The sequence below is a fragment of the Rhodopseudomonas palustris genome, assembly GCF_003591005.1.
Taxonomy (GTDB): Bacteria; Pseudomonadota; Alphaproteobacteria; order Rhizobiales; family Xanthobacteraceae; genus Rhodopseudomonas; species Rhodopseudomonas palustris_K.
In genome coordinates this window covers 1-14609 of sequence record NZ_QYYD01000050.1, presented here as the reverse complement: position 1 = coordinate 14609, position 14609 = coordinate 1, and the positions used below count along the sequence as shown (strand labels likewise).

Here is a 14609-nt window from a genome sequence, read left to right as displayed (position 1 = left end):
GTATACATGACCGCACCCCGATTCATTTGCCGAAACACCAAAATGCTCTTGCCGAGAGGGGGCCGTCCATACATGACGGTGTGTGGGGCGAGGACGCACCGCCTCTCCGCGAGTCATTCCGGGGCGCGAGCGAAGCTCGCGAACCCGGAATCTCATTGCTTACAACTTCTGGATTCCGGGTTCGCGCTTCGCGCGCCCCGGAATGACGTGGTCGGCTGGGCCGACCACGTCAGCTGATCGTCGCGCCGCCGTCGATGACGATGGTCTGGCCGGTGGTGAAGGTGCCGGCCTTGGAGGCGAGGAAGATCGCGGCGCCGGCGATCTCGTCGGGTTCTCCGATACGCTGCAGCGGCGAGCGGGCGGTCGAGGCTTTCAGCGTCTCGGGGTTCTCCCACAGCGCGCGGGCGAAGTCGGTCTTGATCAGGCCGGGCGCGATGCAGTTCACGCGGATGTTGTGCTCGCCATATTCGCAGGCGAGGTTGCGGGCGAGCTGCATGTCGGCCGCCTTGGAGATGCAGTAGGCGCCGATCACGGTCGAGCCCTTGAGGCCGCCGATCGACGACACGATGGTGATCGAGCCGTCCTTGCGCTTGATCATCTGCGGCACGACTTCGCTGATCAGCCAGTGATTGGCGACGATGTTGTTGTCCAGAATCTTGCGGAACTGATCGTCGTTGATGCCGGCCTGCGGGCCGTAATACGGGTTCGACGCCGCGTTGCAGACCAGCGCGTCGATCTTGCCGAACTTCTCGGTCGCTTCCTGCGCGAGGCGCTTCAGATCGTCCTTGCTGGAGATATTCGCGGCGAGCGCCAGCGCGGTCCCTGCCCCGTGCGCGTCGTTGATCGACTTGGCGACGGCGTCGCAGGCGTCCTGCTTCCGCGACGAAATCACCACCTTGGCGCCGTGCTCCGCCATCCGCTCGGCGATCGCCTTGCCAATGCCGCGCGACGATCCGGTGATGACGGCGACTTTTCCGCTGAGGTCGAATAGGTTCATCTGTTTCTCCCGTTGTTAGTTGTTGTGTGTCGATGACCTCTCCCCGTCATTGCGAGGAGCGAAGCGACGAAGCAATCCAGCGCAGTGCACGACGTCTGGATTGCTTCGCTTCGCTCGCAATGACGGAGAGGCTTTTGGTTGCGAACTAAGCGAGCTTCGTCGTGGTCGCCACTTCCGGCCCCGCCGGCTGATGCATCGCGGCGTGGGAGGGGTCGGCGATCCAGGGTTGCTGGTTGATCATCGGGATCCGCCATCCCTCCTGGCCGTCGGACGACGCCATATAGTCGAGCCGCGTGATCGAGCAATTGTCGATGGTGAAGGCGAGACCGCGATCCGGCTGGTCGCGCAGCGCAAGACCGATCGCCGCCTTGATGGTGCCGCCATGCGCCACCGCGACGATATCGCCGCCGGGATGGGCGGCGGAGATCCGCTCGATCGCCCGCTTGGTGCGCCCGTACAGATCCATGAAGCTCTCGCCATTCGGCGCGCGCTCGTCGATCGGCGCGAACCAGAAGGTGTCGAGATTGACCGGCAGATTGGCAAAGAACGCCGCGCGGTTCTTGCCCTGCCAGTCGCCGAGATGCTGCTCGTTGAGGTCGGCATCGTGGGTGATCAGCGGCGGCCGCGGAAAGCCGGCGGCGAAAATCGCTTCGGCGGTCATGTGGGTGCGCTTCAGTTTGCTCGCGTACCACACCGCGTCCTTCGGCAGCACGCGGCTGACCGCGTTGAACACCACGCTGTCGCTGCAGTCGCAGTCGATATCGACCTGGCCGTAGATGTTGCCGCCATCGCTGCGCACCGGTGCGTGGCGCACCCACCACCACCGCGTCGCCGTGACGCCGCCCGGAACCGAGTGCTGAGCGACGAAGGGTTTGTCGCTGGTGGACGGCGCATTCGACATGCAGAAAATCCTTCATTCCAGTTTCAAGTCGCTGTACGTCAGACCTCGCATCGCCTCAAGTCACTTGTATGTCGCCGGGGTGATGCCGGCCGCAAACGGCCGAACGAATTCCGTCAAGCGGCAATCGCCGCACGATCAGCAGGGAGCAACGCATGGGCCGCCTCGCAGGCAAATCCGTCATCATCACCGGCGCCGGCAGCGGCATCGGCCGCGCGGCCTCGCTGCTGTTCACCGCCGAGGGCGCGCAGCTGATCGCGGTCGATCGCACCGAGGGCGTCAACGAAACGGTCGAGCTGGTGCGCAAGGCCGGCGGCACCGCCGAAGCGGTGATGGCAGATGCGGGCTCCGAGGACGATGTGAAGGGCTTTGTCGCCAAGGCGATCGCAGCCTACGGCAAGCTCGACGGCATCTGGGCCAATGCCGGCATCAGCGGCGGGCTGGTGCCGCTGCCCGATCAGACGCCGGAGCATTGGCAGGAGATCCTGCGCATCAACCTGATCGGACCGTTCCTGGCGATCAAGCACAGCATGCCGCACCTCATCAAACAGGGCCATGGCGCGATCGTCTGCACCGCCTCGGTGGCGGGCCTGAAGAGCGGCGCGTCTGGGCATCCCTACGCGGCGTCGAAGGCCGGCGTGATCAGCCTGGTGCAGACCACCGCCTATTCGCTGTCCGGCACCGGCGTGCGGATCAACGCCGTGTGTCCCGGCCTGATCGAGACTGGCATGACCAAGCCGGTGTTCGACAACGCCAAGCAGCGCGGCACCGATCACAAGATCGGCCAGCTCAACCCGCTGAAGCGCGCCGGCCAACCGCACGAACTCGCCACCATGGGCCTGTTCCTGCTCAGCGACGAAGCGTCCTACGTCAACGGCCAGGCCTTCCCGGTCGACGGCGGCCTGACCGCATCGATGCCGTATGCGGGCAAGCCGATCTGAGGCGGGTCGCCCTCACCCCAACCCTCTCCCGCAAGCGGGAGAGGGAGCGCGCTGCGGCGCGGGGCGACGCTTGGACATCGCCGCAACACCGAGAGGCTCTCGTTTGTCATTCCGGGGCACGCGAGCAGAGCGTGAGCCCGGAATCCATAACCACGGCTGTTCGATGTGAAGCCTGGCGGCCGCGACGTCGTGCGTCACCACGGGTCCAGGGGATATGGATTCCGGGTTCGCACAGCTTCGCTGCGCGCCCCGGAATGACGAACGAGGGGCTTTTTGGCCGGAGCCCTTAGTCCCTATCCTGATTAGCTCGTGGGAATCCGAACTATACGCGAACTCACTGCCCGCGGCGCCCTCACCCCAGCCCTCTCCCGCAAGCGGGAGAGGGAGCGCGCTGCGGCTCGGGGTGAGACCTGACGCTTACTTCGCGCCGGCCTTTTGGGCGAATTCCCAGGACAGCTTGGCCATGGGGACGGTGCGGGCGGCGGATTCCTTCGCCTTGTCGGAGGCGGCGGTGCCGTCGCGGACGCGGCCGGCGATGCCTTGTAGAATGCCGGCAAGGCGGAAGGTGTTGTAGGCGAGGTACCAGTTCATGTCGGAGATGCCGCTGATCCCCGCCGCCTTGCAGTAGATGTCAGAGGCCTGCTCCAGCGTCGGCAGGTTGAGTGCCTTGAGGTCGGCATCCATCAGGCCCGGCATCGACCACTGCATCAGCAGATACGTAAAGTCGGCCATCGGATCGCCGAGCGTCGACAGCTCCCAGTCGAGCACCGCCTGCACGCGCGGCTCGGTGGCGTGGAAGATCATGTTGTCGAGCCGGTAGTCGCCGTGCACCACCGAGACCCGCTCCTGCTGCGGCAACGTGCTCGGCAGCCATTCCATCAGCCGGTCCATTTCCGGAATCGGATCGGTTACCGAGGCCTTGTACTGTTTGGTCCAGCGATCGATCTGGCGGGCGAAGTAATTGCCCGGCTTGCCGAAGTCGCCGAGGCCGATCTTCTCCGGATCGTAGCTGTGCAGCAGCGCCAGGGTTTCGATCTTGGACTTGAAGATCGCCCAGCGCGATTCCGGCGTCTGGGTCGGCAAGGTCGGATCCCAGAATACCCGGCCCTCTTCCATCGACATGACGTAGAACGCCACGCCGATCACCGCATCGTCGGTGCACAGCGCGTAGGCCTTCGCCACCGGAAAGCCCTGCTTGCCGAGCGCGGCGATCACCTTGAATTCGCGGTCGACCGCGTGCGCCGACGGCAGCAGCTTGCCGAACGGCTTGCGCCGCATCACGTAGGAGCGGTTCGGGGTGACCAGCTTGTAGGTCGGGTTGGACTGCCCGCCCCTGAACTGCTGAACCGCGAGCGGGCCAGAATAGCCCTCGACATTCGCCTGCATCCATTCCGCGAGGCGGGCTTCGTCGACCCGATGCCGCTCCTCGACCGGCTTGGTGCCGACGTAGTCTTCGTCATTTCGCATCCCGACCAAAGTGACGCTCCCTTGTTCTTGTTCGCACGGTCCACGCCGCGCGTTCCGACCAGCCAAAACAGTCATACCCGGGCTGGGCCCGGGTATCCATCTTTTCGACAGATGGATCGCCGGATCAAGTCCGGCGATGACGCTGTTGCGTGCGCGAGACGCTGAAGCTCAATGCGCCGTGTTGGCGTATTTCTTCAGCTCCAGCCGGGCGATGGCGCGGTTGTGCACCTCGTCCGGGCCGTCGGCGAGCCGCAGCGTGCGGATGTGGGCGTAATCCTTCGCCACACCGGCGTCGTCGGAGACACCGCCGCCGCCGAACGCCTGGATCGCATTATCGAGAATCTTCAACGCCATGTTCGGCGCCGCGACCTTGATCATCGCGATCTCGAGCTGCGCGGTCTTGTTGCCGACCTTGTCCATCATGTCGGCGGCCTTGAGGCACAGCAGGCGGTTCATCTCGATGTCGGTGCGGGCCTCGGCGATGCGCTGCTCCCAGATCGAGTACTCGATGATCTTCTTGCCGAACGCTGTGCGCGACTGCAGCCTGCGAACCATCTTCTCCAGCGCCTCTTCGGCCTTGCCGATGGTGCGCATGCAGTGATGGATGCGGCCCGGACCGAGCCGGCCCTGCGCAATCTCGAAGCCGCGGCCTTCGCCGAGCAACAGGTTCGACGCCGGGACCCGGACGTCTTTCATCAGCACCACGCCGTGGCCGTGCGGCGCGTCATCGAAGCCGAACACCGGCAGCATTTTCTCGATGGTGATGCCGGGGGTGTCGAGCGGCACCAGGATCTGCGACTGCTGCTGATGCTTGGCCGCATTGAAGTCTGTCTTGCCCATCACGATCGCGATCTTGCAGCGCGGATCGCCGACGCCCGACGACCACCATTTGCGGCCGTTGATCACGTAGTGATCGCCGTCGCGCACGATGCTGGTCTCGATGTTGGTCGCGTCCGACGAAGCCACCGCCGGCTCGGTCATCAGGAACGCCGAGCGGATCTCGCCGTTCATCAAGGGGCGAAGCCACTGCTTCTTCTGCTCCTTGGTGCCGTAGCGCATCAGCACTTCCATGTTGCCGGTGTCCGGCGCCGAGCAGTTGAACACTTCCGAGGCCCAGGAGATGTGGCCCATCTGCTCGGACAGCAGCGCGTATTCGAGATTGGTGAGCCCCGCGCCGTGGAATTCGTCGTCCTCGTGCGAGGACGGCGGCATGAACAGGTTCCACAGACCCTCGGCCTTGGCTTTCGCCTTCAGCTCTTCGAGAATCGGGATCACCTTCCAGCGCTCACCCTCGGCGTCCTGCTTGTTGTAGATCGGCACCGCCGGGCGGACATGCGTGTTCATGAAGGCGGTGACGCGTTCCAGCCATTCACGCTGGCGATCGGACATCGTGAAATCCATCAGGCGATCCTCTTTTTCCAAGCTGTTGGCCGACATGGTTGCCGGCACTGTCTCTCCGCCGCCTCGCCTTCCGCAAGGCATTTCGCCCAGCCCCCGGCGGCGCCCCAGGCGCACGCCGCGGCCGGACTGGCGGGCTGCCGCAAGTCCCGCGCGTTCGCGCATTGACTTCCGGCCATGAAACGATAGTTTCATACGGCTGTTTGAATTGCAAGGTCGACGTTTTTCCACGGGATGGCATGGCCGCCGACACCACACGCACCGCGATCCTTCTGGCCGCCGAGCGGCTGTATGCCGAGCGCGGCTTCGGCGAAGTGACGCTGCGCGACATCGTCGCGGCGGCGGGCGTCAACCTCGCCGCGGTGAACTATCACTTCGGCTCCAAGGACGAACTGATCGCCGAGCTGTTCGTGACGCGGTCGATCGTCACCAACCGCGAGCGGCTCAAGCTGCTGAAGACGGCGGAAGCGGCCGGCGGCGGCCGCGCGCCGGTGGAAGAGATCCTGCGCGCGCTAGTCGGGCCTTCGCTACGCGGCTGTCTCGGCCCCGAGAGCGAGCGCTCGGACTCGGCGCGGTTCATGATCCGCGCCTCGATCGAAACCATCGCGCCGATCCGCAAGATCAAGAACCGCGAGATCGATCACTTGCGCAAATTCGCCGCGGCGCTGCGCCGCGCCCTCCCCGGCAAGCCCGACGCCGACATCTATTGGGGCCTGCACTTCGCGCTCGCCATGGCGCAGCAAACCGTGCGCGACAGCGAACGCCTGCTCCGCCTCTCCGAAGGCAAATGCGACCTCGACGACGTCGATGGCGTCATCGACCGCGTCGTCAGCGTCGCGGCGCTGGCGCTGACGGCGGGCACGGCGGAAGACGAGAAGATGGCGGCGCGGCCGGGACGGTAGGCGCTCTACGCCTGCCGGCCCGCCCGATCAAGAACTTCCCGATTGCGCACTTACCCTCCCCGTCATGCCCGGCCTTGTGCCGGGCATCCACGCCTTGCTGACGGAAATGCAGGAAAGGCGTGGATGGCCGGGACAAGCCCGGCCATGACGAAGGGGATTGCCTCTCCGTCATTGCGAGGAGCGCAGCGACGAAGCAATCCAGGCGCGGTGCACTGCACCGGATTGCTTCGCGGAGCCGATGCTCGGACGGCGCGAAGCGCCGTCCGAGTGCTCGCAATGACCGCGTGGGGGTGTCCCCTCACCACGCCGGAATATACGTGCCCTTGAACCGCGTCTCGACGAATTGCTTGACCGGATCAGAGTGATACGCCTCGATCAACTGCTTGACCCAGGGCTTGTCCTTGTCTTCTTCGCGCACCGCGATGATGTTGACCCAAGGGCCTTCAACGTCTTCGCGGGCGATGGCGTCCTTGGCAGGGTTGAGGCCGGCTTGCACCGCGTAGTTGTTGTTGATCGAGACGAGGTCGACGTCCTGCAGCGAGCGCGGCAATTGGGCGGCGTCGAGTTCGACGAATTTCAGCTTCTTCGGATTGTCGGTGATGTCGGCGACGCTGGCGGTGGCGCCGACGCCGTCTTTCAGCTTGATGGCGCCGTGCAGCGCCAGGATCAGCAGGCCGCGCGCGCCGTTCGACGGGTCGTTGGCGATCGCCACGGTGGCGCCCTGCGGCAGCTCGGCGAGCGTCTTATACTTCTTCGAATAGACGCCCTGCGGCGACGCGATGGTGTTGGCGACCTTGACGATCTTCCAGTTGGTCTTGGAGATCTGGTTCTTCAGATACGGCTCGTGCTGGAACGAGTTGGCCTCCAGCTCCTTCTGCACCAGTGCCTGGTTCGGCACCACGTAGTCGGTGAATTCGATCGGCTTGACGTCGAGGCCGCGCTCGGCCGCGACCTTCTTGACCACGTCGAGGATCTCGGCGTGCGGACCGGCGGTGACGCCGACCCGGATGGTTTCGGCATGGGCGGCGCCGGCGAAAGCCAGCGCGATCAGCGAGACGGCAAGACGACGCATCGACAAACTCCTCGTGACGTTTGAAAAGGATCAGGACCGGCGGCTGCGGCGGTCGAGCTTGCGCGCCAGCGTGTCGCCGAGCGTCTGCACGCCCTGCACCAGCGCGATCAGCACCAGCACCACCGTCAGCATCACTTCCGGCATGAAGCGCTGATAGCCGTAGCGGATGCCGAGATCGCCGAGCCCGCCGCCGCCGACCGCGCCGACCATCGCCGAATAGCCGAGCAGACTGACCAGCGTCAGCGTCAGCGCCATGATCACCGCCGGCATTGCCTCGGGCAGCAGCACCTTGCGCACGATCTGCAGCGGGCTGGCGCCGAATGCGCGCGCGGCTTCGATCAAGCCGTGGTCGACCTCGCGGATCGCCGCCTCGATGACGCGAGCGATGAACGGGATCGCGGCGATGGTCAGCGGCACGGTCGCCGCCGCGGTGCCGATCGAGGTGCCGACCAACAGCCGCGTCAGCGGCACGATCGCCACCACCAGAATGATGAACGGCGTCGAGCGCGTCGCGTTGACGATCACGCCGATGACGCGATTGGCGACCGGCGCGGCGAACAATTCGCCCGAACGGCTGGTGGCGAGGAAGACGCCGAGCGGCAGGCCGATCAGCGTGCCGAACAAGCCGGACAGCCCGACCATCGCCAGCGTGTCGAGCAACGACGACCAGATCATGCGTATGAGTTCAGGCGACATAGCCGAGCTGCTCCACCAGATTGTTGCCGGCCGACAGCTGCGCGATCACCTGGCGCAGCACGTCCGGTGCAGCGTCAAGCGACACGATCAGCGTGCCGAACGGATGGCCGGCGATCATCTCGACCTGGCCGGACAGAATGTTGAGATCGACGCCGAGCTCGCGCGTCACCCGCGACAGCAGCGGCTGATTGGCGTCGCTGCCCTTGAAGGTGATGCGCAGCACCCCCTGCCCGCCCGGGGGCTCAGTCGGCAGCAGCTTCTCGAGCAACCAGTCCGGCGCGCCGCTGCCGGTGACGGACGACACGAACCGGCGGGTGACTTCGTGGCGCGGGGTGGCGAACACGTCGAAGGTGGCGCCGTCCTCGACGATACGGCCGCCTTCGATCACCGCGACGCGGTCTGCCAGCGCCTTCACCACCGCCATCTCGTGGGTGATGAACAGGATGGTGAGACGCAGGTCGCGATTGATCTGCTTCAGCAGCTCGAGAATCTGGTCGGTGGTTTCCGGATCGAGCGCCGAGGTGGCTTCGTCCGACAGCAGCACCGACGGCTCGGTGGCGAGCGCGCGGGCGATGCCGACGCGCTGCTTCTGCCCGCCCGAGAGTTCAGCTGGATAGCGGTCGCGCTTGTCGGCGAGCCCGACCATGTCGAGCAGCGGCAGCACGCGCTTGTCGATCTCGGCCTTGGGCACGCCGGCGATTTCGAGCGGCAGCGCGACGTTGCCGTAAGCAGTGCGCGACGACAGCAGATTGAAATGCTGAAACACCATGCCGATCGAGCGCCGCGCGCCGCGCAGCTCGCGCTCGCTCAGCGATGTGATCTCGACGCCGTTGACCACGACGCGGCCGCTGGTCGGCCGATCGAGGCCGTTGATCAGCCGGATCAGCGTCGACTTGCCGGCGCCGCTGCGGCCGATCACGCCGAGGATCGAGCCTTTCGGCACCGTGAGGCTGATGTCGTCGAGCGCCACCACCTCGGCGCTGCTCTTGCGCGCCGCATACACCTTGCGGACGCGATCGATCAGGATGCCGGTCTCGGATGTCGAAGAGGAGACCAAACGGTCTGGCGCGGGCGGCTGCCAGGGGGCATTCATGACGGGGGTGCTCATCAGCGAAAGATGCCGTCACCGCGACGGCGTTGTGTATCGGGTACCGTCAAGGCTGCTGCGGTGCAATGCGCGGAGAATAAAAACAACGGCGGGCGGGAATTGTATCGTTAAGCCGATAGAGCTCCTCTATTTCGGAGAACCTCCGAAGAAATAAATTCTCCAACGGCAATTTCCCCGCGCGTCATGCCCGGCCTTGTGCCGGGCATCCACGCCTTGCCGAAGCAAATGCAGAAAAGGCGTGGATGGCCGGGACAAGCCCGGCCATGACGGAACTCGTGAGGGTGCGAAATGCGGCGTCGCTTCAGATCCCGCCGCCGCTCTCGAACGAGTCGGCGACCGGCTTGGCCTGGGTGATGACGCTGCCCGGCGGGACGCTGCGGGTCAGCCAGACGCCGCCGCCGACTTGCGCGCCCTGCCCGATCGTGACGCGGCCGAGCACGGTGGCGCCGGCGTAGATCACCACGTCGTCCTCGAGGATCGGGTGGCGGTCGCCGCCCTTGACGATACGGCCGTGCTCGTCGGTCTCGAAGCGCTTGGCGCCGAGCGTCACCGCCTGATACAGCCGCACGCGGCGGCCGATCCGCGCGGTCTCGCCGATCACCACGCCGGTGCCGTGATCGATGAAGAAGCTCTCGCCGATGATGGCGCCGGGGTGGATGTCGATGCCGGTCTCGGCATGCGCGATCTCGGCGACGATCCGCGCCAGCATCGGCACGCCGAGCGCATACAGCCGATGCGCCAGCCGATGCCGGATCATCGCCGCGACGCCCGGATAGCAGAACACCACCTCGTCGATGCTCTTGGCGGCCGGATCGCCGTCGAACGCGGCGCGGATGTCGCTGTCGAGCAGCGCGCGGATGCGCGGCAGATCGTGGGCGAAGTCGGCGACGATCGTCAGCGCCTGCCTATCGATCTCGCCCGGCTTGGCGGCGCCGTCGAGATCGGTCAGCCGGAGTTCGCGTCGCACCTCACGCCGCAGCCGGCGCAGCGCCTGCTCGATGGTGTCGGCGACAAATACGTCGAGCGTGTCCTCCGACAGGCCGTTCGGCCCGAAATGCCGCGGATACAGCGCCGCGACCAGATCCTGAAGTACGCCGGCCACCGCCTCGCGCGACGGCAGCTCCGGCAACGGCCGCCCGCGATAGCGCCGGCGCTGCGACAGCGCGCGGAGTCCCGCCAGATCGGCGACGATCGCGCCGAGGTCCCATGCAGGTTCAGAAGCGACACGGGGCTCGGCGGATTGCGGCATGCGGGCGGCTCCGGTGAGTTCGTTGTGAAGCGACGAGTGATAAGCTCTCCCCGTCATTGCGAGGAGCGAAGCGACGAAGCAATCCAGCGTAGTGCACGGAGCTGGATTGCTTCGCTGCGCTCGCAATGACGAGCTTGGTGACTATTTCGTCCTACTAACGCCCCTTCATCCTCACTTCACGCCCCGCCCGCTCTGCAACCGCCGCAGCGCATCGACCAGCGCGTCGATGTCATCATGCGTGTTGTAAAGCGCCAGCGACGGGCGGACCGTGCTTTCCAGGCCGAAGCGGCGCAGGATTGGCTGGGCGCAGTGGTGGCCGGCGCGCACCGCGATGCCTTCGCGGTCGAGCGCCTTGCCGACGTCCTCGCTGCGGCAGCCGTCCAGCACGAAGGACAGGATGCCGGCCTTCTCCTTGGCGGTGCCGATCAACTTAAGCCCCGGCACGGTGAGCAGTTGCTCGGTGCCGTAGGCCAAGAGCTCGTGCTCGTGCGCGGCGACGTTGGCCATGCCGATGCGGCTGAGATAATCGATCGCGGCGCCGAGCCCGACGGCGTCGGCGATGTTGCCGGTGCCGGCTTCGAAGCGATCCGGCGGCCCCTGGAAGATGGTCTTCTCGAAGGTGACGTCGGCGATCATGTTGCCGCCGCCCTGCCACGGCGGCATCGCCTCCAGCACGTCGGCCTTGCCGTACAGCACGCCGACGCCGGTGGGCGCGAACATCTTGTGGCCGGAGAAGGCGTAGAAATCGACGTCCAGCGTCTGGACGTCGACCGGCAAATGGCAGATGCCCTGGGCGCCGTCGACCAGCACTCTGGCGCCGTGGCGATGCGCCAGCGCGGTCATCTCGGCGACCGGCGTGATCGTGCCGAGCGCGTTCGACACCTGCGTGAATGCCACGATCTTCGTCTTCGGCCCGAGCAGTTTCTCGTATTCGTCGAGCAGGATCTGGCCGTGATCGTCGACCGGCGCGACGCGCAGCCTGGCGCCCTTCTCGGCGGCGAGCTGCTGCCACGGCACGATGTTGGCGTGGTGCTCGAGATGCGAGACGACGATCTCGTCGCCCTCGCCGATATTCCGGCGGCCCCAGGCCTGCGCCGCCAGGTTGATCGCCTCGGTGGCGCCGCGCACGAACACGATGTCCTTCACCGACGGCGCGTTGATGAACGCGCGGACCTTCTCCCGCGCCGCCTCATAGGCGTCGGTCGAGCGCGCCGCCAGCGTGTGGGCGGCGCGGTGGATGTTGGAGTTCTCGTGCTTGTAGAAGTGCGCGAGCCGGTCGATCACGCATTGCGGCTTCTGCGTGGTGGCGCCGTTGTCGAGCCAGACCAGCGGCCGGCCGTTCACCGTCTCCTGCAGGATCGGAAAGTCGCGCTTGAACACATGCGCGTCGAACGGGCGCGCACCCGACCGATCGAGCACATGCACATCGGTGCGATGCTGGGTCGCGAGCCCTGCGAGATCGAACGTCTCCGCGCGCGGCACGGCCGTCGGCGCGGCGGCGGGGGTCACACGCGCCAGCGGATTGTCGGCGAGGAAATACAACGGCGCAGATGCGGCTGCCGCGCTCGCGCCGAACGGGCCCGCGCCAGCCGTATCGGGCGGCACGATGCTGCGGACGTCGCCGAGCCGTCCCGGCAAAGCCGCGAGATCCGTCTCCCGTACGAACACGGGTTGGATGGCGGGCGCGGAGGCCGGCGCCGGCGCGACCGGCGTCGCCGCGAGCGGCACCGTGAGATCGAGCGGCGCGGCCGGCGCGTGTGCGGGCTCCGCGGCGAGCTTCGGATCGAGCGCGAACAGCGGCGCCGAGGGCCGCGCCGCGCCGATCGTCGGCGACGCCGAGCCCGGATTGTGGTTCGGCCGCAGCGGCGGCGTCAGCGGCGGCGTGCCGGGGATCGCGCTTTGCAACGGCTCGGCGACAAACAGCGGCGCGGAGCCGAGCGCAGCGCCCGGCTCCGGCACGGCGCCGGTCGGCAGCGCCGAGAACAACGCATTCGCCAGCCGTGCAATGGTGCCGGCATCAGGCGCGCCGGCGATCCCGGGATGCGGCGCCGGCACCTCAGGCGTACTCATGATACTTGCCGAGTTCGACGTCATCGAGCACGCCGAGCGCGTCTTCGGTCAGCACTGCGAGCGAGCAATACAGCGAGATCAGATAGGACGCGATCGCCTTGCGGTTGATGCCCATGAAGCGCACCGACAGGCTCGGCGCGACCTCGCCCGGCACGCCGGGCTGGAACAGCCCGACCACGCCCTGCTTCTTCTCGCCGGTGCGCAGCAGCAGGATCTTGGTGCGGCCGTTCTCATCGACCGGCACCTTGTCGGACGGCACCAGCGGCAGCCCGCGCCAGGTCAGGAACGGCGAGCCGAACAGATTGATGGTCGGCGGCGGCACGCCGCGCCGGGTGCATTCGCGGCCGAACGCCGCGATCGCGCGCGGATGCGCCAGGAAGAACGCCGGCTCCTTCCACACCTTGGTAATCAGCTCGTCGAGATCGTCCGGCGTCGGCGGGCCGCGGCGCGTCGCAATCCGCTGCGACGGCGCGGTGTTGGCGAGTAGGCCGTATTCGGCGTTGTTGATCAGCTCGCTCTCCTGCCGCTCCTTGACCTTCTCGATCAGCAGCCGGAGCTGCTCCTGGATCTGGTCGAACGGATGGCTGTAGAGATCCGATACGCGGGTCTGCACGTCCAGCACGGTGGTGACGGCGTTGAGGAAGTACTCACGCGGATGCTCCTCGTAGTCGACGAAGGTCTCCGGCAGATCCGGATCGCGGTCGCGGCGCGGGCTGCACTCGACGTCGAACGATGCCGACGCGGTCGCGCCGCGGGTTTCCTTGACGCGGTTCAGGCGAAAGATACCAGCTTCGACAGGGGTCCAGTGCAGCAGCGGCACCAGCCAGCGCGGCGAGATGCCGCCCCATTGCGCACGAGTCTTGGTGGCGTTGGCAAGCTGGCGCGCTGCGCCTTCCGCGAGTGTCCTGCGGACTTCGGTATCATCAGCCATCTGCTCTCTTCCCTTGCACGCGCATCGTCGTTGACGCGCGCGGTTCGCTTGGAACTAACAAGCGGATTAAGAGAAGATTTGGATCGAGTCCACGTCGGGGACGTTCGATTATTTCGGCGAGGTGGAGAATGGAATTCTACGTAGAGTAACGATCAACTCGTCGATGCTGACGGAGCGGTTGCTGTTAGCACTACATTTTTCAGATGAGCCACACTGGAGAATGCATTGCTAGTTAATTTCTCTATCGTTCTTTCGGCGCATAGTATTGCGTTACCCTGCGGTCGCGAAGCCAAATCATGACACGGTCAGCGCGCACTCCGCATCTCGTCGCGCCGCATCGGCATCGCGTCGACCTTGCCGAACAGATAGTCAGCCGACAGCGGCTGGTTCGATGCCAGCGCGGTGTGGCCGTCCTTGCCGATCAGGAAAACCTGAAAGCGTTGGCCGTCAGCGGACAGGTGGGATCGCATTTGACGGGCGGGATCATTGTCGCCAACGGCCTCGCGCAGAATGATCGCGCGCTCGGACATGCCGGACGCTGCCGCCTGATAGATTTGGCGCTGCCGCTCCGCGGCGGCATCGCCGGCGGGCGCCACGATAACAAGCACTCGGTTTTTCCAGCGGAAGTCGTCCAATGGCGATGCCTCGCTGCGGCCGGTCAACATCATCGTGCCGGCCAGCAGCGCCATCGCAAAATTCCGAAGATGCGTCTCGGCCCCTCCGGCGCCCTTTCGGTAACCTTGAACGCGATCAAACGATCCACGGTTTCCGTCATGGCCGGGCTCGTCCCACTGCTGTCCGGTTTAGTTTTAGTGGACAAAGCGCATGGCGTTGATTCTTCTGTATTCCGAGCGTCTGGCAACGTTTCGGGACACGGGAG

The 14609-nt window shown here is 65.9% G+C and carries 13 protein-coding genes; 2 read left to right on the top strand and 11 right to left on the bottom strand.

Annotation, left to right across the window (positions count from 1 at the left end; genetic code table 11):
* Nucleotides 1-229: 229 nt before the first annotated feature.
* Together D4Q52_RS25380 and D4Q52_RS25375 are read right to left on the bottom strand one after the other, a co-directional pair.
* Nucleotides 230-997, bottom strand: a complete 768-nt coding sequence (locus D4Q52_RS25380) for an SDR family NAD(P)-dependent oxidoreductase (protein WP_119859367.1) — start codon at nucleotides 995-997, stop codon at nucleotides 230-232.
* Between the two features lie 145 nt (nucleotides 998-1142).
* The gene (locus D4Q52_RS25375; protein ID WP_119859366.1) at nucleotides 1143-1898 is read right to left on the bottom strand and encodes a histidine phosphatase family protein; all 756 of its coding nucleotides are present in this window, start codon (nucleotides 1896-1898) and stop codon (nucleotides 1143-1145) included.
* Nucleotides 1899-2050: 152 nt separating this feature from the next.
* On the opposite strand from D4Q52_RS25375, the gene D4Q52_RS25370 reads away from it, so the two are divergent.
* Nucleotides 2051-2836 carry an SDR family NAD(P)-dependent oxidoreductase gene (locus tag D4Q52_RS25370; protein WP_119859365.1) on the top strand — a complete coding sequence of 262 codons (786 nt, stop codon included), beginning with the start codon at nucleotides 2051-2053 and terminating at the stop codon, nucleotides 2834-2836.
* A gap of 417 nt (nucleotides 2837-3253) precedes the next feature.
* Here the strand turns inward: D4Q52_RS25370 and D4Q52_RS25365 are convergent, their stop codons facing one another.
* Complete coding sequence (locus D4Q52_RS25365) at nucleotides 3254-4303, bottom strand: phosphotransferase family protein (RefSeq protein ID WP_119859364.1); 1050 nt, start codon at nucleotides 4301-4303, stop codon at nucleotides 3254-3256.
* Between the two features lie 168 nt (nucleotides 4304-4471).
* Nucleotides 4472-5704 carry an acyl-CoA dehydrogenase family protein gene (locus D4Q52_RS25360; RefSeq protein WP_119859363.1) on the bottom strand — a complete coding sequence of 411 codons (1233 nt, stop codon included), beginning with the start codon at nucleotides 5702-5704 and terminating at the stop codon, nucleotides 4472-4474.
* Nucleotides 5705-5940: 236 nt separating this feature from the next.
* Here D4Q52_RS25360 and D4Q52_RS25355 point away from each other — a divergent pair, with 236 nt between their 5' ends.
* Entirely contained in the window at nucleotides 5941-6603 is a 663-nt protein-coding gene (locus tag D4Q52_RS25355; protein ID WP_119859362.1) for a TetR/AcrR family transcriptional regulator, read from the top strand.
* A gap of 298 nt (nucleotides 6604-6901) precedes the next feature.
* On the opposite strand, the gene D4Q52_RS25350 is transcribed toward D4Q52_RS25355, so the two are convergent.
* The 7 genes from D4Q52_RS25350 to D4Q52_RS25320 all read right to left on the bottom strand — a co-directional run bounded on the left by D4Q52_RS25350 (nucleotide 6902) and on the right by D4Q52_RS25320 (nucleotide 14418).
* A complete protein-coding gene (locus tag D4Q52_RS25350) occupies nucleotides 6902-7675 on the bottom strand; it encodes a MetQ/NlpA family ABC transporter substrate-binding protein (protein WP_119859361.1) in 774 nt (257 codons plus the stop codon).
* A gap of 30 nt (nucleotides 7676-7705) precedes the next feature.
* Entirely contained in the window at nucleotides 7706-8371 is a 666-nt protein-coding gene (locus D4Q52_RS25345; protein WP_119859360.1) for a methionine ABC transporter permease, read from the bottom strand.
* Nucleotides 8361-9479, bottom strand: coding sequence for a methionine ABC transporter ATP-binding protein (locus tag D4Q52_RS25340; protein WP_182915445.1), 1119 nt, complete (start codon nucleotides 9477-9479; stop codon nucleotides 8361-8363). The genes D4Q52_RS25345 and D4Q52_RS25340 overlap by 11 nt, the downstream gene beginning before the upstream one ends.
* Nucleotides 9480-9780: 301 nt before the next feature.
* Nucleotides 9781-10728, bottom strand: coding sequence for a serine O-acetyltransferase EpsC (epsC, locus tag D4Q52_RS25335; RefSeq protein ID WP_119859358.1), 948 nt, complete (start codon nucleotides 10726-10728; stop codon nucleotides 9781-9783).
* 171 nt (nucleotides 10729-10899) lie between these two features.
* Nucleotides 10900-12798, bottom strand: coding sequence for a family 2A encapsulin nanocompartment cargo protein cysteine desulfurase (locus tag D4Q52_RS26855; RefSeq protein ID WP_119859357.1), 1899 nt, complete (start codon nucleotides 12796-12798; stop codon nucleotides 10900-10902).
* Entirely contained in the window at nucleotides 12785-13729 is a 945-nt protein-coding gene (locus D4Q52_RS25325; protein ID WP_119859356.1) for a family 2A encapsulin nanocompartment shell protein, read from the bottom strand. The genes D4Q52_RS26855 and D4Q52_RS25325 overlap by 14 nt, the downstream gene beginning before the upstream one ends.
* Nucleotides 13730-14034: 305 nt before the next feature.
* A complete protein-coding gene (locus D4Q52_RS25320) occupies nucleotides 14035-14418 on the bottom strand; it encodes a DUF4174 domain-containing protein (RefSeq protein ID WP_119859355.1) in 384 nt (127 codons plus the stop codon).
* Nucleotides 14419-14609 lie beyond the last annotated feature (191 nt).

Bases quoted from the DNA above. Each gene is read 5' to 3' on its own strand.
- D4Q52_RS25380 (WP_119859367.1), bottom strand. From the start codon at position 997: ATGAACCTATTCGACCTCAGCGGAAAAGTCGCCGTCATCACCGGATCG.
- D4Q52_RS25375 (WP_119859366.1), bottom strand. From the start codon at position 1,898: ATGTCGAATGCGCCGTCCACCAGCGACAAACCCTTCGTCGCTCAGCAC.
- D4Q52_RS25370 (WP_119859365.1), top strand. From the start codon at position 2,051: ATGGGCCGCCTCGCAGGCAAATCCGTCATCATCACCGGCGCCGGCAGC.
- D4Q52_RS25365 (WP_119859364.1), bottom strand. From the start codon at position 4,303: ATGCGAAATGACGAAGACTACGTCGGCACCAAGCCGGTCGAGGAGCGG.
- D4Q52_RS25360 (WP_119859363.1), bottom strand. From the start codon at position 5,704: ATGGATTTCACGATGTCCGATCGCCAGCGTGAATGGCTGGAACGCGTC.
- D4Q52_RS25355 (WP_119859362.1), top strand. From the start codon at position 5,941: ATGGCCGCCGACACCACACGCACCGCGATCCTTCTGGCCGCCGAGCGG.
- D4Q52_RS25350 (WP_119859361.1), bottom strand. From the start codon at position 7,675: ATGCGTCGTCTTGCCGTCTCGCTGATCGCGCTGGCTTTCGCCGGCGCC.
- D4Q52_RS25345 (WP_119859360.1), bottom strand. From the start codon at position 8,371: ATGTCGCCTGAACTCATACGCATGATCTGGTCGTCGTTGCTCGACACG.
- D4Q52_RS25340 (WP_182915445.1), bottom strand. From the start codon at position 9,479: ATGAGCACCCCCGTCATGAATGCCCCCTGGCAGCCGCCCGCGCCAGAC.
- epsC (WP_119859358.1), bottom strand. From the start codon at position 10,728: ATGCCGCAATCCGCCGAGCCCCGTGTCGCTTCTGAACCTGCATGGGAC.
- D4Q52_RS26855 (WP_119859357.1), bottom strand. From the start codon at position 12,798: ATGAGTACGCCTGAGGTGCCGGCGCCGCATCCCGGGATCGCCGGCGCG.
- D4Q52_RS25325 (WP_119859356.1), bottom strand. From the start codon at position 13,729: ATGGCTGATGATACCGAAGTCCGCAGGACACTCGCGGAAGGCGCAGCG.
- D4Q52_RS25320 (WP_119859355.1), bottom strand. From the start codon at position 14,418: ATGGCGCTGCTGGCCGGCACGATGATGTTGACCGGCCGCAGCGAGGCA.